This is a genomic window from Variovorax sucrosi, from assembly GCF_051216635.1.
GTDB lineage: Bacteria > Pseudomonadota > Gammaproteobacteria > Burkholderiales > Burkholderiaceae_C > Variovorax.
In genome coordinates, this window is record NZ_JBPJZU010000006.1 from 212738 (window position 1) to 231749 (window position 19012).

21 protein-coding genes and 1 pseudogene are annotated in these 19012 nt (G+C 64.7%); 12 read left to right on the forward strand and 10 right to left on the reverse strand.

Annotated features, from left to right (window positions below):
- Window positions 1–56 precede the first annotated feature (56 nt).
- Entirely contained in the window at window positions 57–572 is a 516-nt protein-coding gene (locus ACSFBE_RS13605; protein WP_435490924.1) for a hypothetical protein, read from the reverse strand.
- A 452-nt stretch (window positions 573–1024) separates the two neighbouring features.
- Here ACSFBE_RS13605 and ACSFBE_RS13610 point away from each other — a divergent pair, with 452 nt between their 5' ends.
- The 11 genes and pseudogenes from ACSFBE_RS13610 (at window position 1025) to ACSFBE_RS13660 (ending at window position 9626) form a co-directional block, all read left to right on the forward strand.
- Entirely contained in the window at window positions 1025–1159 is a 135-nt protein-coding gene (locus ACSFBE_RS13610; protein ID WP_435490925.1) for a DUF2958 domain-containing protein, read from the forward strand.
- 103 nt (window positions 1160–1262) lie between these two features.
- Complete coding sequence (locus ACSFBE_RS13615) at window positions 1263–1646, forward strand: transcriptional regulator domain-containing protein (protein WP_435490926.1); 384 nt, start codon at window positions 1263–1265, stop codon at window positions 1644–1646.
- A complete protein-coding gene (locus ACSFBE_RS13620) occupies window positions 1591–2076 on the forward strand; it encodes a DNA -binding domain-containing protein (RefSeq protein WP_435490927.1) in 486 nt (161 codons plus the stop codon). Before ACSFBE_RS13615 ends, ACSFBE_RS13620 begins: the two co-directional genes overlap by 56 nt.
- Before the next feature lie 92 nt (window positions 2077–2168).
- Window positions 2169–2465 (forward strand): helix-turn-helix transcriptional regulator, encoded by a 297-nt coding sequence (locus ACSFBE_RS13625; RefSeq protein WP_435491068.1) that lies wholly within the window; start codon window positions 2169–2171, stop codon window positions 2463–2465.
- Window positions 2462–3388, forward strand: coding sequence for a replication initiator protein A (locus tag ACSFBE_RS13630; protein WP_435491069.1), 927 nt, complete (start codon window positions 2462–2464; stop codon window positions 3386–3388). Before ACSFBE_RS13625 ends, ACSFBE_RS13630 begins: the two co-directional genes overlap by 4 nt.
- Window positions 3389–3528: 140 nt before the next feature.
- Entirely contained in the window at window positions 3529–4266 is a 738-nt protein-coding gene (parA, locus tag ACSFBE_RS13635) for a ParA family partition ATPase (RefSeq protein ID WP_435490928.1), read from the forward strand.
- Complete coding sequence (locus tag ACSFBE_RS13640) at window positions 4263–4535, forward strand: ribbon-helix-helix protein (RefSeq protein ID WP_435490929.1); 273 nt, start codon at window positions 4263–4265, stop codon at window positions 4533–4535. The genes parA and ACSFBE_RS13640 overlap by 4 nt, the downstream gene beginning before the upstream one ends.
- Before the next feature lie 110 nt (window positions 4536–4645).
- Window positions 4646–5060, forward strand: a pseudogene (locus ACSFBE_RS13645) (DUF2840 domain-containing protein).
- Window positions 5061–5095: 35 nt separating this feature from the next.
- On the forward strand, window positions 5096–5590 hold the full coding sequence (locus tag ACSFBE_RS13650) for a S26 family signal peptidase (RefSeq protein ID WP_435491070.1): 495 nt from the start codon (window positions 5096–5098) through the stop codon (window positions 5588–5590).
- Window positions 5591–6079: 489 nt separating this feature from the next.
- Window positions 6080–8014, forward strand: coding sequence for a DUF3363 domain-containing protein (locus ACSFBE_RS13655; protein WP_435490930.1), 1935 nt, complete (start codon window positions 6080–6082; stop codon window positions 8012–8014).
- Between the two features lie 898 nt (window positions 8015–8912).
- Window positions 8913–9626 (forward strand): autoinducer binding domain-containing protein, encoded by a 714-nt coding sequence (locus tag ACSFBE_RS13660; protein ID WP_435490931.1) that lies wholly within the window; start codon window positions 8913–8915, stop codon window positions 9624–9626.
- 50 nt (window positions 9627–9676) lie between these two features.
- Here ACSFBE_RS13660 and ACSFBE_RS13665 read toward each other — a convergent pair whose 3' ends face one another.
- On the reverse strand, window positions 9677–10294 hold the full coding sequence (locus ACSFBE_RS13665) for an acyl-homoserine-lactone synthase (protein ID WP_435490932.1): 618 nt from the start codon (window positions 10292–10294) through the stop codon (window positions 9677–9679).
- 436 nt (window positions 10295–10730) lie between these two features.
- On the opposite strand from ACSFBE_RS13665, the gene ACSFBE_RS13670 reads away from it, so the two are divergent.
- A complete protein-coding gene (locus ACSFBE_RS13670; protein ID WP_435490933.1) occupies window positions 10731–11351 on the forward strand; it encodes a hypothetical protein in 621 nt (206 codons plus the stop codon).
- 13 nt (window positions 11352–11364) lie between these two features.
- Here the strand turns inward: ACSFBE_RS13670 and ACSFBE_RS13675 are convergent, their stop codons facing one another.
- The 8 genes from ACSFBE_RS13675 to ACSFBE_RS13710 all read right to left on the reverse strand — a co-directional run bounded on the left by ACSFBE_RS13675 (window position 11365) and on the right by ACSFBE_RS13710 (window position 18728).
- Window positions 11365–12240 (reverse strand): DMT family transporter, encoded by an 876-nt coding sequence (locus ACSFBE_RS13675; RefSeq protein ID WP_435490934.1) that lies wholly within the window; start codon window positions 12238–12240, stop codon window positions 11365–11367.
- The gene (gene pabB / locus ACSFBE_RS13680) at window positions 12233–14383 is read right to left on the reverse strand and encodes an aminodeoxychorismate synthase component I (RefSeq protein WP_435490935.1); all 2151 of its coding nucleotides are present in this window, start codon (window positions 14381–14383) and stop codon (window positions 12233–12235) included. The genes ACSFBE_RS13675 and pabB overlap by 8 nt, the downstream gene beginning before the upstream one ends.
- Before the next feature lie 186 nt (window positions 14384–14569).
- Window positions 14570–15160 (reverse strand): chorismate mutase, encoded by a 591-nt coding sequence (locus ACSFBE_RS13685; protein WP_435490936.1) that lies wholly within the window; start codon window positions 15158–15160, stop codon window positions 14570–14572.
- A gap of 59 nt (window positions 15161–15219) precedes the next feature.
- Entirely contained in the window at window positions 15220–15966 is a 747-nt protein-coding gene (locus ACSFBE_RS13690) for an amino acid ABC transporter ATP-binding protein (protein ID WP_435491071.1), read from the reverse strand.
- A gap of 2 nt (window positions 15967–15968) precedes the next feature.
- Entirely contained in the window at window positions 15969–16556 is a 588-nt protein-coding gene (locus ACSFBE_RS13695) for a type 2 periplasmic-binding domain-containing protein (protein WP_435490937.1), read from the reverse strand.
- A complete protein-coding gene (locus ACSFBE_RS13700; RefSeq protein ID WP_435490938.1) occupies window positions 16553–17248 on the reverse strand; it encodes an ABC transporter permease in 696 nt (231 codons plus the stop codon). The genes ACSFBE_RS13695 and ACSFBE_RS13700 overlap by 4 nt, the downstream gene beginning before the upstream one ends.
- Before the next feature lie 6 nt (window positions 17249–17254).
- The gene (locus ACSFBE_RS13705) at window positions 17255–17926 is read right to left on the reverse strand and encodes an ABC transporter permease subunit (RefSeq protein ID WP_435490939.1); all 672 of its coding nucleotides are present in this window, start codon (window positions 17924–17926) and stop codon (window positions 17255–17257) included.
- A 16-nt stretch (window positions 17927–17942) separates the two neighbouring features.
- On the reverse strand, window positions 17943–18728 hold the full coding sequence (locus ACSFBE_RS13710) for a transporter substrate-binding domain-containing protein (RefSeq protein ID WP_435490940.1): 786 nt from the start codon (window positions 18726–18728) through the stop codon (window positions 17943–17945).
- Window positions 18729–19012: the final 284 nt, after the last annotated feature.

Sequence of the window (19012 nt, forward strand, 5' to 3'; positions counted from 1 at the left end):
CTCTGTTTGGCAGCGGGCAAGCAGTGGCAGGCAGTACGCTTAGTGGATTCGCCCTGCTATCCAGCGAAGATGCGCGCCATGGTCGCCCTCGGTTCATACCGCGTGCGCGGCAAGGGCAGCGCCGGCAACAGTCTGGTGGTCCGGCACCCTTCACGGGTCCGTTTCGGACCACGCGTTTTAAAGCCCCGCGACCCACGGCATTTCCCGCACGGGCGCGATGCCGGTGACGCCCTGCTGCGACGCAGTGCCACATCACGGCGGTGTTGTCGAGCGTGGCGCGGGCCTGCGGTGCGACCAGCCCCCGCGTGGCTGCGTGCCAGCAGGTAGATGCTCATGATCACCAGCACTGTCAGGTGGAAGCCCTGGTAGCCCAGCAGTACGCCGACCGTGGCGCGCCAGGCCTGCGCGTCCGGCTCGAGGCCGACATTGCGATGGCCATAAACGTCCAGCGCGAAGGCCGCGAATGCGGAACCCGGCGCCAGCACGATGCACCAGCGCATGCGGCGCTGTCGTGCGGCCGATGCGTCGCCGAGCGCGCGCGTCGCGCCCACCATCGCGAGCGAGCCGGCCACCCAGAACGCGGCTGCAGCGGCGGGCAGACATCGCCCAGCATCGCGACATGAATGTGCGAATAGACGAAGCAGCCGGAGATCGGCTTGTCGCTCATCATCTTCTTGTGCATCTCCCAGTGGGACTGCATGTCGTTCGCGCCCATCGTTGCATGTGCATGGTCGTCGCTCTTTGCAGAAGCGGCGCAACCGGCCAGTCCCACGGCCAAAAGCGCAGAGGCAATCACGGGTACTACACGTGAGATCAGGTTCATGAAACTTCCTTTTGTTGATCGTAGGAAAAGGGGACGACCCGCAGCTACACATTTCGGATGTTCCAGCCCAGCGCGTTGACTTGCATCACGAGCGCTGAGCCGGCTGCTTTATTTCACCGCTCAATGGCGGTGACGACGCCGATGGCGACCAAGCCTACGGCCTGTGCGACGCGGGGACCGGGTTTCTGGGCTCCGGCGACCGTGAGCCTGTCCGCGTTGGAGGGCGTACGCGGTCTGCAGGGCCTGCGCATCGTGGCTGATCCGCAGTTCAAGGCGCGCCAGTCGCTGTCGGCCTATGCGACCGATGCGCCGCGCGACGGACCGATCAACGACTGACGCACGCTTGCCGGGTTGTCGTTCGCGCGAGGTGGCCTCGCCGCAAAGGCGACCCGATCGACTTCGCGTTGTGGCATTTTCCTTCGATCCGAGGAGTTTGCTGATGACCGCACTCAACGTCGACGATCTACCGCGCGAGCCTTGGGGCGTATCGGCGGCCTATCTCTACATCCTGGACCTCGACGGTCCTGCGCTCGGATGGGAGTACCTGCGACGCCATCCGCAATACCGGGCGGCGTGGGCGTTGCAACGACCCACAGCATGGTTCGAGCGTTGGGGGTTACGACAGCGTCGAACAACCACATCGGGATGCGCGCGAGGCGCAGCCGCTCTGGGACATCTCCGCTGGCGAACTGCTGCACGTGCGCGCTTCGCAGGCGCGGGGCGCGGCAGTGGATCGCTCGGAAAGAGGAGGGTTCGACCTCTGGCGCATGCCAGGTCGCAAGCGACTTGCGCTCGGTGCTGCCGGTCTGACCTTGGCGGCTGAGGTCGCCGCGCGGCGGTTGCAATTGGCGCTGGCCGATGACGTCGCCGATGGGACTGCCTACGCGTGTACCGTTCCACTCGGTCCAGAGTTGCGCGGCCAGCTCGATGCCTTCCATGTGCAGGCGCAGGCCCTGGCGGGCCATGCGCCGCCCGCTGCGCCCGTGCGCGCAGTCACCCGTTCGGCGCTGTTGCACCTGCGCGCCCTGCAGGCGCTCGATGCCGCGCAGGCCAGCGCGTCGCACCGCGAGATTGCTCAGGTCCTGTTCGGCCTTGAAGCAGTGGTGCTGCGATGGCATGAGGACGGCGAGTTGCGCGCGCAGGTTCGGCACCTGCTGCGGCGCGCCCGGGCGTACAGGGACGGTGGCTATCTGGCGCTCGCTGGCGTCCGACGCGCTTTGGCGAACCTACCCGGAGACGAACCGCCACGCTGAAGATCTCCCTCCCTGGATCGGCCTTCGATCCCGAGACTGCCTCCATCGGGCTGCAAATGGTTTGCGGCCCACCCACAGCGATGGAGGCCTTCATGGCAACTGGCAGTTCGTTCCCTTCCCGCACGGCAGCAGCACCTGCGCCACAGCTTGCCGCAGTGCCTGCAACGCCTGCGCATCCCGAGTTCCTGACGACCGACGAAGCCGGCGCGTTCCTGCGGCTGTCGCCGCGCACGCTGGAGAAGCAGCGCGTGCTGGGCGGTGGACCGCGCTTTCGCAAGTTCGGCGCGCGCGTGGTCTACGCGGCCGCGGACCTGCGCGCCTGGGCCGATCGCCACACCTACGGCATGACCTCCGATCCCGGCTACGTGCAGCGGGACTCGGTGCGCTGAGTACGTCCGTTCGTCCCGCACGCCGGAAGACAGCCATGTCCAAGCCCTCCAGCGAACGCGCGCAGCTGTCGCTGTTCCGCGCGCTGCCGGCGGGCGACATGGCCCCGCGCGACGCGCAGGATCTCATGGCCTATCCGTTCTTCTCGCTGGGAAAGTCGCGACGGACCGTGCCCATCCGCTTCGATGCCGGCGGCATCTCGCTGACCGTCGAGGGCGTGCCCGAACATGGCATCGCCACGATCTGGGATGCCGACGTGCTGATCTGGGCGGCCAGCCAGATCGTGCAGGCGCGTGACAAGGGTATCGCACCGTCGCGACTGATGGTTGCCACGCCCCACGAGATCCTGCGCTTCGCGCGGCGCGGCACCGGGCAGACCGATTACCGAATGCTCAAGGCCGCGCTGGACCGGCTGCAGTCCACCACGGTGGCCACGTCCATCCGACAGCCGGAGCGCGCCCACGGCGGCAAGCGCTTGCATCGCTTCTCGTGGATCAACGAATGGAAGGAGCACGTCCGATCCGATGGTCGCTCCGATGGTATCGAGCTCATCCTGGCCGACTGGTTCTTCTCGGGCGTGATGGACAACGCGCTCGTGCTCACGCTCGACCCGGCGTACTTCCGGCTTTCAGGCGGCATCGAGCGGTGGCTTTACCGGCTGGTGCGCAAGCATGGCGGCAAGCAGCACGACGGCTGGAAATTCGACCTGCGGCACCTGCACCTCAAATCCGCCAGCCTGCAGCGTTACAGCGATTTCACGCTGCATCTGCGGCGCCTGGTGCGACGTCAGTCCCTGCCGGGCTACTGGCTCGTGATCGACCGGGTCGGCAGTACCGACTGGCTGCGCTTCTGGCCTTGGCCCCGTGGCATGCCCGACGCCGACTTATCCACAGCAGATGTTGATCAGTCTGTGGAGAAGCTGTGAGCGGGCTCGGGGAATCACCCGCACGGCCTTCGGGTAATCGCCCGCAAGAAGCCCGGGTAATCACACGCACGAACCGGTTGCCAGGCCACGCCCAGCAACGGTTTGGACCTCCCTTAACGACTAACTGGATTCATAACTTTATGGATAACAGGGAATACGGATCTGCCCAAGAAAAAGGCAGTGCTTCCATCCATGCACCTGAAATCCGCCTCTCGGAAAGGCAAGCCAGCCTGGTCGGCAAGGTCATCGCCGTGCTGAACCAGAAAGACGGCGCAGGCAAGACCGCGCTCGCCACGCACCTGGCGGGCGAGCTGGCGATGCACGGAAGCCGCGTGACGCTGCTCGATGCCGATCCGCAGGGGTCTGCCCTGGACTGGGCTCAAAGGCGCGCTCAAAGTGGCCATGAACGGCTCTACGGCGTTTTCGGGCTGGCAAGGGATACGCTGCATCGGGAAGTGCCCCGGATCGCTCTGGAAGCTGACTACGTCGTCATCGACGGTCCACCCCGGGTGGCGGCGCTCGCACGCTCCGCGCTGCTGTCCGCCGACCTGGTGCTGATTCCAGTGCAGCCGAGCGCCTACGAGGTGTGGGCGAGGCAGGAGATGGTGAGCCTGATCGCCGAGGCGAGAGTCTTCCGGCCGCAGCTTCGCGCGGCCTTCGTGATCAATCGGCGCGTGGTCGGGACCGTGATCGGGCGCGAGGCCAGGCAGGCCCTGGCCGATCAGCCATTCCCCGCGCTGCATGCGGAAATCTCGCAACGCATCGTGTTCGCCGACAGCGTGGCCGCTGGCCAGCTGGTGAGCGAAGTGGCGCCGGCGTGCGCAGCCACACGCGAGGTCGCGGCGCTCGCCCAAGCCGTGCGGGAGGTGTTGGGATGACTGTTCCGACCTCCATCAAGACGTCGCGCCGAACTTCCATCGGGCGCAGGCCTGCGGCGGATCCGGCCACGGCCTGGGTGCATCGCGAGAACGCGGGCGCCGCTGCCGTCGAACCCGCGAAGAGCGCGGTTTTCACCGCACGCCTCACCATCGACGTGACGCCTGCGCTGCGCGGGCGCATCAAGGTGATCGCGTTCGAACGCGGCATCACGGCGGCCGACATGCTGCGCGAGCTGCTGGAGCGAGAGTACGCGGAGGGCAAGGCGTGAGCACGCCGAATGCAAGTCCTGCGTCCGCTTCGGCGCAACCGTGGCCGCAGACGGCTCTGCAGCCTCGGCCGAGTTGCATGCGTCTATCGCTCGCCCTCTTCGAGGATCGCATGAACGTCTCCCTGCGCTTCCGCCAGCCCGTGAGAGGGATCACCCTGGATGGCTGGCGGCGCGTCGCGGTGCTCGCGTCGGGCTCACGCTGCTGCCGCATCAGATGGACGGGCAGCGACTACAGCACCGCGCTCTGGCGGTTCATGGCGCTGCAGGTGCCGATGCCGTTCGACCACAGGCAGAGGATTGCTGGCGTGACACCCGGCGCGCATCATGTTGCGCGCTGAGGGCGAGCAGCAGGGCAGGGCAGCGCTCGAAACGATCGGTGCCATCGGGGCTGCCGGCATCGAACCTGGTGACGCCGCGGCGGCCCACTGGCGCACGGTCGGCAACCGTCTGGCAGCACGCCAGACGCTGCTGGCGTACACGGTCGAGCGGCACGTGGCGCATCTTGCTCGTGAGGCAATGTGTTGACGCCGCACATGTGCCGCAACGCGCTGCTGGTCTGCATGGGCGTCGCCGTCGTGGCGCTCTTCCTGCCGGCCATCGAACAGGTTCGAAAGCGCATCGTCTACAACCCTAGCGACAGCGTTGCGCGCGGCTGGTACCGCATCACTCCCGATGTCGGACCTGACTCGCTGCGCGTTGGCAGCATCGTGCTGGTCCAGCTTCCCACAGACGTCGCCGCATTCGCGGCCCAGCGTGACTACTTGCCCGACGGCGTGCCTATCCTCAAGCGGATCGGCGCTGTGGCGCCGCAGTCGGTGTGCGTTCGGGAACAGGTCGTACGAATCGATGGCGCAGATGTGGCAACTGCTCGGTCGCACGACGGCGCGCGTCGCCCGCTCCCGGCGTGGGCGCAATGCCGGCACCTTGCCGAGAACGAGCTGTTCCTGCTCAGTGACACGAATCCGGCATCGTTCGATAGCCGCTACTTCGGTCCCATCAATGCATCCGTCGTGCTCGGCGTCGCCGCGCCGCTGTGGACGTGGAGCAAGCCATGAGGTCTTGTCCAATGGCTGATCCGGTGGCATGCGGTCGCTGTGTTGCACCCCGGTCCGAGTGGTCGCCGGCCATGCCTTCACGCATGCGCCGAGCCTGCACCGATCGCGCGTTGGTGCTGTGTCCAACCCTGGACCCGCCATGCCGCCGAACTGCGGACGGAACGGTGGTTCGCCCGCACTCCGACGTGCATGGAGCCTGGCGCCCGCGTGCAGCACCTGCTGCACCTGCGCGGTCTTCCAGGCTGAGCTCCGCACCTCGTGCGCGGCTGGTGGTGGGGTGGAGCCGGGAGTGGATGCGAGGGGCGGAGACGGAGGGCCAGATAAAAGGGGTGGCACGTCGTGCCCCCGGAAGCCAGTCTGCACGTGGGTTGGACGCGGCACCGCGAGTGGCCTCGCGCGTGCCTCGCAGACGCCGGAACCCGCATGGCTGCGGTCTTGGCCGCGTGCTGTTTGCGATGGCATACGCCTCATCGCGCTCAGGGCTTCTCCATGGCCGACCGTGACAATGACCGTTTTCGCGTCAAGCCCGGAGCACCGAAGTCTCGCGGCGGGCCGCGTTCGCAGAGGTTCATTTCGAAGGTGCTCAAGGAAGTGTCCAAGGCCGGTGCCGCGCGCTCCGCCAGGAATGCCGGTCGACCCGCCAACACCTTTGGCCGAGGCCGTGTCGCGGCCACCATGGCCGGCCAGCGGCTGGCGGCCAACGCCCGGCGCGTCATGGTCAAGAGCCGTTTCGTGGTGCTCCAGCGTGCCAGTCCGAGCTCCGTCGCTGTCCACTTGCGCTACATCGAACGCGATGGCGTCACGCGCGATGGGCAGAAGGGGCAGGCCTACGGGCAGGACACGGATGTAGCCGACCTCAAAGCCTTCCAGGAACGTGGCCAGGGGGACCGCCACCAGTTCCGTTTCATCGTCTCGGCGGAAGACGGGATGGAACTGGAGGACCTTAAGGGGTTCACCCGCGAGCTGATGCACCGCATGGAGGTCGATCTGCAGACGCCGCTGGACTGGGTCGCCGTCGATCATTGGGACACCGACAACCCGCACACCCACATCGTGCTGAACGGGCGGACCGCCAGCAAGGAAGATCTGGTGATCGCCCCTGCCTACATGGCGCATGGCATGCGCATGCGGGCCAGTGAGATCGCCACCGAGTGGTTGGGGCCGCGCACCGAAGTGGAGATTCAGCAGGGCCTGCTGCGCGAGGTGGACCAGCAGCGGCTGACCGGCCTCGATCGAACGCTGATTCGGCAGGCCGGTGTGAACGGTGTTGACCTCGCAGGAGGTCGATCGGATCGGCTCCAGCAGAACGTGCTGCGCGCAAGGCTGCAGCGGCTCGAAGCGATGGGCCTCGCCGATCGGGTGGATGCGAATCGATGGGAGCTCCAGCCGGGGATCGCGGCGACGCTCGCCGCCATGGGCGATCGGGAAGATGCCGTGGCGACCATGCGGCGCGTACTCAAGGATCAGCAGCGCGAATTGGTGCTGGACGACGTCACCACCGCACCGGTCATCGGCCGTATCGCCGGCAAAGGGTTGGCCGATGAACTGAATGACCGGGGCTACTTGGTGGTCGATGGCGTCGATGGCAGGGCGCACTACCTGAAGCTGCCGGCCGGCACCGACCTCTCCGAGCTCCCGATGCATGCCATCGTGGAGGCCAGACCGCTGGGACAGGAGAAGGCTGTCGACCGCAACATCTTGGCGGCTTCTAAAGACGGCGTCTACCGCACGGACAGGCATCTGGCCCAGCTCCAGCACGCTAGAGATCGAGATCCGCAGGCCTCAGTCGACATCCACGTCCGCCGGCTAGAAGCGCTGCGACGCGCCGGCGTCGTCGACCGCCTGACCGATGGTGTGTGGAAGGTCCCGGCTGACCTGATGCAAAAGGCTCGGCAGCACGATGCGAAGCGAACCGCAGGCCGGGTGATCGAGCTGCGCTCGCACCTGCCCATCGAACAGCAGGTTCGCGCCATCGGACAGACCTGGTTGGACGGGAACCTGGTGACCGATGCGGCTGTGGCAGATCGTGGCTTTGGTGTCGAGGTGCGCGGTGCAATGCGAGCTCGCGTGGACTTCCTCGCCGAGCAAGGTCTGGCCGAACGCCGGGGGCAGCGCGTGGTCCTCGCGCGCAATCTGCTGGCAACGCTGCGTGATCGCGAGCTGGCAGCCGCCGGACAGTCATTGCAGGACAAGACCGGCAAGACCTACAGGCCGCTGCGGGACGGTGAGCAGGTCAGGGGAACCTACCGCCAGTCGATTCAGCTTGCCAGCGGGCGCTTTGCGGTGATCGACGACGGCACGGGCTTCAGCCTGGTCCCGTGGCGGCCGGTGATCGAGCGGCGCCTGGGGCAGGAGGTGTCTGGCATGGTGCTCGGTTCGTCGGTCACGTGGAACCTTGGGAGGGCACGCGGTCCTTCCGTATGACCCTGTGTGCCTCGATGCTGCCGCCATGGTGGAGCAGTTTGTGCAACGCACAGGCCGATCACGGTCGCGGGCGGGGCAAGTGACCGGCGAGCAACCTGTGGAAACCTCGAATACACCCAGGTCACCAGATCTGTAACGTAGCGTCATGAGTTCCGAAAAGCCTCCTGCTCGTCTCGCCCATGTACCCGATGAGGAGCTTGTCCGCCTCGCGGGTCTGTGGCGTTCACGCGCCAGCCATGGCGACCGCGAGGCATTCGGTATCGCGCATGCGATGGAAGTTGAACTGAGGCGCAGGCAGCGGCCCAGTCAGTTGGCGATGCTGCAGCTCCGCCGAGCGCCACGGCCGTGGTGGAAGCTCTGGGGCGCCCAACAGGAAGCCAGCGTACGGCGCTGACGATTGCCGTTCGCCAACGCCGATGGAGCTGGCATCCGTTCGTGCTGGTTATCCCGCTGACCGGTCTTTCTCGGCGCGTCGAAGTGGAAGCGGACGCGGGCGCATGCCGGCGAAGAAGGGCTCTACCTGAAGGCTGGCAGTGCTGACTGCCTGAGGGCACGTATCCATTCGCTGGACCCTCTCACGCAGGCCCTCAGCGGAAGCGCTTCCCGGTTCCGCAGTCGACGCGCAGTTGTCGAGAGTCTCGGATTCGCGGCAGGACCTTCCGTTTTGAGCGTGTCCGGAACCCTGTCGGCCGCGGCACGGTACTTGCAAGCGACCGAGGCACCCAGCGCATCCGATCCGGGGCGCCAAGGCAATTGAGTAGAGGCCGGTCTGTGGGCTAAGCGCACGGCGCCGGTCCTTGTGCGAGCCGTTCCCTGTCGGGTCCCCGGAGTCGAAGCGTGAGTTTGTTGCAGCACACCCCTCTTGCGATAGACCGTTGCGCGTTGTTCAGGAGTAGTCGTGAGGCCATTCTTTGAAATGCTGGCCACCCGCTTGGCCGCCGCCCGCACTGTGGAAGATGTGGGCAATGTGATCGGCTACGGAGCACGTGAACTCGGTTTCGAGCATTGGGCCTATGGTCTGCGTCTGCCGCTTCCTTTCACCCGCCCGCGTTTCATGATGGTCAGCAACTACCAGGATCAGTGGGTCGAGCGATATCAGGAGCAGGGATACATCTCGATTGATCCGACCGTGCTCCATGGGAGTCGGACGCCGGTCCCGCAGGTATGGTCTGCCCGCACCTTCGCGCCGGCGCCACAGCTCTGGGACGAAGCGCAGTCATTTGGGTTGCGTATCGGATGGGCGCAGTCCTGCTTCGATGGAAATGGCCGTATCGGCATGCTGTCGCTCGTCCGATCGCACGAGAAGCTCTCCGAGCGCGAGAGGCGAGCGAAGGACCCCTTCTGGCGGTGGCTCGCCAACGTGGCGCACCTCGAACTGTCGAATCGACTGCTACTTTCTCGGCCAGACAGCGAAGTTTCACTCACAGCCAGGCAGATTGAAGTCCTGCGATGGACGGCTGATGGAAAAACCTCCGCGCAAGTTGCACAGATTCTCAACGTCTCGGAGCATACGGTTCACTTCCATGTCAAGAATGCGATCGCGCGGCTCGGGGCGGGCAACAAGCTGGCTGCCGCAGCGCGTGCCACCCGCCTGGGATTGCTCGATCGATGACCTTCGGTAAGTTAAGGGCCGCCGTGTGCATCGGATGCTTGTTGGTGCCATTACGTTGCCGCGTGCTCTCTTACCGACGCCGGCTGCTCGAGTTCTGCGAGCGATCGCCACTGCCGATCGACGGCAACCCAACACGCAAAAAGCCAACGCCCGTCGATCTGTCTAGGCGCGCTGGCTCTTTCTGCGTTGACGCCTGCGTGTCGGAGAATGCGCTCGATGCCCCGCGGAGACACGCTGATCAGTCGTTGTACGCCGGCGCTCGACGCCATCCGCATGGCAGCCGCCAGGATGTCCAGTGCGAGTGGTGACGCAAAGTTGGTCAGCGAGCCTGCCATGGGCGAGCGAGGGTCGATGGCTGCAAAACGGGAGATCTCCCAGACAGTGGCAGAGCGCGGCAAAGGCGCATCGCCCATCAACTGGGGAAAGACGTCTGCAAGCAGGTAAGGGGAGTCGGTCGGCAAAAGACGCGCCGTTCCGATGACCGCACCGGTGGCATCGATGGCGGCAATGTAGCGGGTGTCGCGGCGATCGAACTCGTCGAGTTCGAAAAGACCGGTCGTGTGCAGGCTCCAGCCCAAATGTTCAACGAAGACGCGATAGCGATATCTTGCGATGTCGAAGAGCAGTCCTGCGGACAAGCTGTCAGCTGTTCCGGCAATGATCCTCATGATGAACTCCTATTGTTGAATTCATTAGAGGCATCTGAGGGCGAGCTGGGTACTACCGGAATTTGGAGGGCTGCACGTTGACGGTGGATCCGCAACAAGGCGTGCGGCGATCTAGGGCATGCAAATCACGACGTGAGGGTCCGGTTTGCATCCGTTGTGCCAGTTGCTTTCAGACAAGCGGCGATGCGCTATGAACGGGCGGGCATGCGAATGACGGACTGCACGTCGCAGCCATGCGAACTTGGGCGGTTATCGACTTCGCAAACCTGCGGCACGCCGTCTCTGCCGTTTCATCCCCGAAGCTTTGGATCCACTGTCGCGACGCGGCAACGTCACAAAATCCGGCCCACCTCGGTTGAGCACAGACTTCTTGCACCCTCAGAATCGATAGACCTGTCCTGCGCAAATTCGGACGTAACGAACATCTGGGGCCACCATGCTTACTTTCGCAACGCTCGGTCCTGAGGGAAGCGACCACCATTTCGTGTTGCAGCGGTACCTCGCATCGCACGGGATCACCGAGGGGGTGCGCCAGACCTTCTTCGACAATTTCCACATCGGGGCGCGTGACGTGGTGGAAGGACGGGCGGACTATCTTCTCCAGTGCGCGCTTGATCCTGCCGCGGCCGAGATTGCGTGCACCTTCCGCCCTCGCTTGGTTGTGGTGGATGCCTTCATTTCCCCAAGCCAGCCGCTGGCGCTGGTCCGAGCGCGAAACGCTGGAGCTGGGCGTGGCCGGGTTGCCATGCAGCCCGCGACGCAGAACGGCACCGATCTGTCTTGCTGGACCGAGATCATCCCGGAACCTAGCGTTGCCGCGGTACAGCAAGGTCTTCGGGCTCGGCGGTACGACGCGGGGATTGTGTTCATGTCGTTCGCCCTCGCAAACTGCGGCGAATGGCAGGTGCTCGCCCCGATCGGAACGTTCTGCAATGCTTGGATCGTCTGTGGGCGAGAAGCGGTCGATCGGGGGGAAGCCGTGGTCTGGCGCGATAGTCCGGTCGCGCACCAGTACTGGCTCGGGATGGATCGAACGCCCCGATGCGGCGGTTCTTGATCCGCTTCGTGCATCAACGGTCTTCCCTGCGACGGCTCGCCATGACGCCAGCAACACACGCGAGGGAAATGCCGATCACGGCTGAACGGTCGGGCCATTCATGCCAGAACAGCGCGCCAAGCAGCACCGACCACACCACCATGCTGTAGCGAAAGGGCGTAACCACCGACAGGTCGGAATTGCGGCAAGCGGAGATCAGTGCAAGGTTTCCGCATGCCGTGGCGATGGCGGCCAGCAGCAGGAGCCCTGCGCTCGACGCCTCCAGCGGCGCCCACCGCTCGAAGATCCCCAGCAGCAACCCGGCACCGCAGACGGCGACAGTTACGAGCATCGTCACACTGCTTGAGGGAACTTCGCTTGGAAGGCGTCGCGTGACCAGGTCACGGGCAGCAAGCGAGAGCGCACAGATCACGGCGAAGCCGGTACCAGTGTCCAGACTCGCCGCCACGGAACTGTTCCACGGCTGCACGATGCCGAGCACGCCCGCCAAGCCCGTCAGCGAGAGCACCAGACTCCGTGTCTGCCACGCTTCCCATCCAAGTGCGAATGAGGCGATGCCGACGATCAACGGTGCCGACATCATGATCGCAGTAACCGTCGCAAGCGGGGCGTGAGTGAGCGCGAGGACGGAGGAAAGTGCCGCCGCTATCTCGAGAACACAGCGCAGTGCCAAGAGGGGGTGAAACCTGACGCCCCGCCATGCCGGTTGTCGCCCAGCCAACGCCAACAGCAGTACGCATACCGTCGCGAAGGCGCCGCGAACAGCGAGCAGTTGACCCGCTGGAAGCGCGTGGGCGGTGGCCTTCACGAAAGCATCGTTCAGGGCATAGGCGCCCATCGCCAGCAACATCAGGCCGATGCCTCGACGGTTTGCATCTGGGTCAACCACCTGAGGCCTCCGCGTCTTTGGGCGTGCCTGCCGCGGAGTCCGAGCTCGGGATCTGAGCCGAGGGAAGCGGCTCAGTTGCGGTAGCGCCGCACGCCTCCAAGACGTCCGCTAACGCGCGTGTCTTGAGAACGATCTCCGACACCTCGGCATCAGGGTCCGACATCGAGACGATGGCACCGCCGGCACCGATCGATATCCCCGAGGGTGTGCTGATGATCGTCCGGATCACGATGTTGAGTTGTGCAGCGCCGTCCAGAGACAGGTAGCCCAGGCTGCCGGCGTAGACACCGCGCCGACCGTCTTCCAAGCTTTCGAGGATGTGCATCGTGCGCTCCTTGGGCGCGCCGGTCATCGAACCCCCCGGGAAGGCGGCGCGGACACAGTCGATGACCGTACGGTCCGCGCGCAGGCGGCCTCGAATCGTGCTGACCAGTTGATGGACGGTGGCGTAGGTCTCCACGCTGAACAGGCTCGGGACATGCACGCTGTTCACCTCGCACACGCGGTTCAGGTCGTTGCGCAGAAGGTCGACGATCATGAGGTTCTCGGCACGCGTCTTCTCGTCACGGGCAAGTTCGGTCGCAACCGCTTCGTCTTCCGCTGGCGTTGCGCCGCGCGCGGCTGTCCCCTTGATCGGTTTGGATTCCACGCTGCGGTCCTGGCCGATACGAAGGAACAGTTCGGGCGAGGCGCACAGGACTGCCCGATCGCCCAACTTCAAGAAAGCCGCGTAGGGCGCCGGATTGCGCTGGCGAAGCATCCGATAGACACCCAGAGGCTCGATCAGCCCTGCAGCCTGCAGCTGATTCGTCAAACAGACCTCGTAGGTCTCGCCCTGCAGAATCTGCGCCTGCGCCTCGACGATCAGATCTCGGTAGGACGAGAGCGAGGTTCGCCATGCAAGCGCTCCCAACCCAGAGGCGGGCGGCCGCGGTGCAGCTGACGAAGGCGGTGGCGTGGATCGAATGGCAAGGCGCTCGCGCATGCGCCGCATCCATTCTCGATTCGTTTCGGAGACATGTTGCGTGTCGAGGCAAACGACCCACGTAACCTGTTCCGCGTGGTCGAAGGCAATGAACCGGTCGACTTTGATCCAGGCCGCGTCCGGCATGCAGTCCGAAAGAGGCTGCTGAGCCAGAGGGATCGACATCGATTCGTATCCAAAATACCCTACGAAGCCGCCATGGAAGTCGAAGGGGAGGAGAGGGGCCACGGGCCGCGGGAGCGCCAGCTGCGCCTGCAGGTAGTCGAACACGCTTTCTGCGCGCACCTCGGAAGTGTCGCCTCGGAGTATCTCGAGATGGCGGTCATGCGCGTCATAGGATGCGATCTCGGCACGAGGCCCTGAGGCGTCCCCGATGAAGGAGAACCGTGCCCGCCTGCTGTCCGTCAGGCTGCTGTCGAGCCAGAAGGACGTGGGCGACGCGCTGAATGCGGCGACGTACATGTCTTCAGCCGAGGCCACCGTGTCGAGCCATTCGACGTGCACATGTAAGCGGCCATCCCCCGTCGGAATGGCATGGGCGGCATTGCTGCTCGGTGCGCTGCGTCGAACGGGTGCACTGCGCCATTCCTGCGTCAGATCGCGGAAATTGCGCAGCAACCTGGCGCCGAACTCGGTGCAGACCGACTCGGGGTGGAACTGAACGCCCCACCAGGGACGTGCGACATGTCGCAGCGCCATCAGGGTGCCATCCGAAGTCCATGCCAGCGCCTCCAATGAGGTCGGAAGTTGGGTGACGGCGAGCGAGTGATAGCGCACGGCTTCGAAAAGGTCCGGAATGCCGCGGAAGATGTCCTTCTGCGCGTGGGATATTTTGTCGAGGCGGCCATGCATCGGTCGGACGGCGAGATCGACCGTTGCGCCGCAGGCATGTGCCATGGCCTGGTGTCCCAGGCACACACCCAGCACGGGCACGCTTGCGTGTCGCAGCGCGTCGGCAGAAATGCCGAGGTCCGCAGGGCGTTGCGGGCGACCGGGACCGGGTGAGATCACGATGTTGTCGAAGCCGAGCTTTTCCACGGCTCCCCAGGGCATCTCGTCGTTGCGGACGACCAGGGGCTCTTCGTCGTTGACCGCGGCGAGGTACTGGTAGAGGTTGTAGGTGAACGAATCGTGGTTGTCGATGAGGAGGGTGCGCATGGCCGTCTCTCGTGAAGTTGGGGCACTTCCATCGTTTGCCCGTCGGCCCTGACGCACAACTGCTCGATCAGGTAGGGGCCCGCGGTGCCATGCGCGCGAAGTGCACTCCTTGAGTGCACAACGCTCTATCCGTTTGGGACAGCCCTCGAGAACGCCCCTCTGACTAGGAAGTCACGCTGCGCAGGCTCAATCACCGCAGACACGTGCCAGTCCCCGGTCCAGTGCCGTGACAAAGAGAGGCGCCATCTGGCGGGCCCTTGCAAGATCGGCAGTGGCGTTTGCCAATCGGGTCCTGCAATCGGGCGCCTCGCGAAGGCGCTGCGCCGCCTTCAGCTCGTCGATGAACATCGGCCGCAGCCGGTCAAGGGCCGGGCGCAGCTGCCCGCTCAGGTCGGCGCGTGGCTCTGCCGGTGCCTCACCGGCGCGCCGCCACCTGGTCATGAGTGCGATCTGCACCAGCTTGCTCGCCTCTATCTGGTCCGCGAAGAAGGCGCTGGCCAGTTCGGGCGACACACCACGATTCGCTGCTTCAGCGGCTGCCGCGGCAATGACCTGCTGCTCGCGTGGATCACCGGGTGGATCGGCAACCGGGAAGCCGCTGTCCCATTTGGTGAGCGCGACCTGTCGTGATATCTCGAGGCGAGCGGCGCTCAGGTCGACGAGCCTCGCGAAATCGCTGGGTGGATCCGACCGCGCGGTGGCACAGGACGCGAGGAACACGCAGGCGGGTATCACGCTAGCAGAAAGGCATCGGGCAGCGAAAACGAACTTCGGCATAGAGGCTCCTTGAGTAATCTGGAAAACGTTCACAGGTCAATGCCATGCTCCACATGGATTCAGAAGACCTGACTGAGGAACCTATGGATCCTCGGATCCGCGTTCGCGCCGAAGAACACGTCTGGCGAGGCCTCCTGGACGATGCGTCCGCCGTCCATGAAGACGACCTTGTCGGAGACCGCTCGGGCAAAGCCCATCTCGTGCGTGATGCAGATCATCGTCATGCCGTCGCGCGCCAAGAGAATCATGGTTTCCAGCACCTCCTTGACCATCTCGGGGTCCAGTGCGGAAGTGGCTTCGTCGAAGAGCATCACCGACGGGTTCAGGCAGAGCGCGCGGGCGATGGCGACGCGTTGTTGCTGGCCGCCCGAGAGCTGAGCCGGGTATGCCGAGGCCTTGTCGTCCAGCCGCACCTTGGCCAGATGCGTCAGCGCGATCTCCCGCGCTTCGCTCTTCGAGCGACGCAGCACCCATGTCTGCGCCAGGGTGCAGTTCTCCAGCACCGTCAGATGCGGAAACAGATTGAACTGCTGGAAGACCATGCCGATGCTTGCCGCAACCAGATCCCTGTGGCGCATCTGCGGTGAGATCGTCATGCCGTTGACGGTCACGGTGCCGCTGCCATAGCCTTCCAGGCCGCTGATGCACCGCGCAAGCGTCGACTTGCCCGAGCCGGAGGGCCCACACACGACCACGCGCTCGCCGGCCTTCACAGTCAGGTCGACCTCGCGAAGCACCTGATGGGCCCCGAAATGCTTCGAGACTTTGGCAACGCTGACCACCAGCGGCGGGGCGGGGACATCCATCTTCATGCCGCCTGCCCGAAGAGCCGGCTGGCGGGGCTGTCGCGCCATGCCAGAAGCTTCCCTCCGCTGACGCGGGTCCGGCCGTAAACGATCCATGCATCGTCCACGGTTCCGATGAATTGCGTGACGTGCAGGATGTCGGGGTGCGACTGAGCCGCCGCTGCATAGCCCAGGCCAGCGGCGTATTTGCCGGCCAACAAGCCGCTGGTCACTTCGGCAACGGTTCCCACCAGCTTGATGCGTTCCCACTGTCGGGCATCGATGTAGTCGAGCGTCGGGCGCATGATCGCCAGCGAGCGCGGTTCCACGGCGTCGTTGCGCTGGAGGATCGCAAGATCCTGGCTGGGCGAGATGAACGTGTCGACCGCAAAGAGTCCTTCGAAGAATCTGCCCATCGTCGCTGTGCACGACGGATGCACGGCGCACTGGATCATGAAATCGGCGGTGCCCGTCAACACGGCATCGGCACACTGCGCGAAGTCGGCTGCCAGCTCCACGGTGGCACGCTCCCGCAGCCCATGAAAGTCGAGATAGCGCAGCGTCACGAACTCGTGGTTGCTGCCGGCGGGTCCTAGGGTGATGAACTTCATGATGGCTGTGGGGATGCCTGGAGGTTGAGATTGCGTTCCAGCCTGCGCAGGCCGGACATCAGGAGATAGTTGATCGCGAGGTAGACCAGACCGGCGCCGAGGAACACCTCGTACGGCGCATAGGTTTCGGATGTGAGCAGGCGGGCGGTGCCGGTGAGTTCGAGCAGCGTCACCGTGCTGGCCAGCGAGGTCGCCTTGCAGGTCAGGATGACGTCGTTGCCGAGGGCCGGCAACGCCGTCCGGAGGGCGAGGGGTAGATCGATTCGCCAGAACGTGTGGGCGCGGCTGAGGCCAAGTACGAACGCGGCTTCCCGAATGCCCTTCGGAACGGCATCGAGCGCGGCGGCCAGCGTCTTGCCGGCGTAGGAGGCCGAGTTCAGGCCGAGCGCGATCACAACGCACCAGAACGGATCGCGCAGCACGAGCCAGAGAAACGAACCACGGACGAACTCGAACTGCCCGGCGCCGTAGTACAGCAGGAACAGCTGGACCAGCGCCGGGGTGCCTCGAAAGAACAACATGTAGCCGTTGGCCGCGGCGCGTATTCCCGCGAACCGCGAGTTCTTGCACATGGCGACCGGCAATGCGAGTGCGATCCCCACGAGGATGACTTGGGCGGTAAGCACCAGCGTGAGCTTGGCGCCCGTCAACAGCGCAGGCAGGATGGACCAAAGAAGGGTAAAGTCGAACATACCGGATCACCTGGCCGCCAAGGGCATGGTCCTGCGCTCTGCCCATTCGAGACACAACGTCAGCAGGGCGGTCAGTGCCAAGTAGATGCACGCTGTCGCCAAGTACATTGTGAACGGCTGACGTGTGGCACCCGACGCCTCCGCGGCTTTTCTCATGAGCTCGTCGCAGCCCACGATCGAAACGATGGACGTCTGCTTGAGCAGCACGATCGACTGGTTGCCGAAAGGGGCCAGTGCTGCGCGAGCCGCCTGTGGCAACACGACTGTCCAAAGCGTCTGAGTTCTGGACAAGCCCAGCGTCCGTGCGGCCTCCCGTTGCGCGCCGGGCACCGACGACAGGGCGCCGCGCGCGATCTCGGCCACGTAGGCACCGAAGGACAGGGCCAGCGCGACGACGCCTGCCACGAAGGTGTCGATCTCCACGTGTCTTCCTGTGAAGGTGGCCAGTGTCAGTGATCCGCCGAAGAAAACTGCGAAGACGATCAGCAGATCTGGCACGCCCCGGGCGATGGCGGCGTAGGCATAGCCCAACGCCTGCAACGGTCGGTAGCCGGAGAGCTGCAGCCAGCAGCCGCCGATGCCCAGGACGGTGCCTAGCACGAGCGCGGACGCCGCGAGTTGCAAAGTGGTCAGGGCGCCCAGCAGCAGCTGACCTTCGTAGCCATGAAGAATCTCCATACGTCAGGCCACCCGGCTACATCAGCTTGAAGGGGAAGTACTTCGCCGTGATGCGGTCGTAGGTCCCGTCCGCGCGGATGGCATCGAGCGCGGCGTTGACCTTGGACAGCGTCTGCGCGTCGTCCTTGCGCACGGCAATGCCGTTACCTTCCCCAAGGAGCCCACCCTTAAGTTCTGGGCCAATGAAGGCGAAGTTTTGGGCGTCCGTCGTCTTCATGAAGCCCACGAAGTACGTCACCATGTTGCCAAAGATGTACTCGACGCGTCCTGCGACAAGGTCGAGTTCGGCCGCCTGCGGGGTGTCGTAGAACCGGAGTTCGGAGTTCTTGTAGTTGTGACCCAGATAGCCAGCCTGGATCGAGCCGCGTTGCACGCCGATCGACTTGCCCTTGAGCGCCTCCGGGCTAACGTCTGGTGGGGCGTCCTTGCGGGCGATGAAGCGGGAGACGGTCTCCTTGTACTTGGTGGAGAAGGCCACGCGTTGACGACGCTGTTCGGTGATCGCCATGCTGGCGACGATCAGGTCGTACTTTCGAGACATGAGACCCGGGAGCATCCCGTCCCAGTCTTGGGCGACGATCTCGCAACGGGCTTTCATCTTCTCGCACAGCGCGTTCGCGATGTCGACGTCCCACCCCTGCAGCGTGCCTTGCGCGTCCTTGAAGCTCCAAGGCGGATAGGTGCCTTCCGTTGCAATGCGATAGCTGTCTTGCGCTTGTACCGTGCTGGCCCAGAGGAACGACGCCATGGCCAGTAAGAGCCATCGGTGGCGGACCTGCGCGCGCTGTGCGGAGAAGTTCATGAGATGACCTTGAAGTGACCGTTGCAGGGGAACGATCCTCAGGTGAAATTAACGGTCGCACAACGCTTGCTCACCAAGCAAAAAATCGCCGTGCATCCGAATTTTTCGAGCCGACCCCGAAGCGCTTCTCGGGCATCAGAATGCTTTTGCGTGACAGTAAAAATTGGATGAGCAGGCGTTGAGCTGAAACGCTGCGAAATTCGAGGTTCGCGTCGATCGAGCGCGTCAAGCCCCGAGTGCGCCCAACTCGAAGCTGTGATCGCCTCGCTGGATGCGGCGGCCCG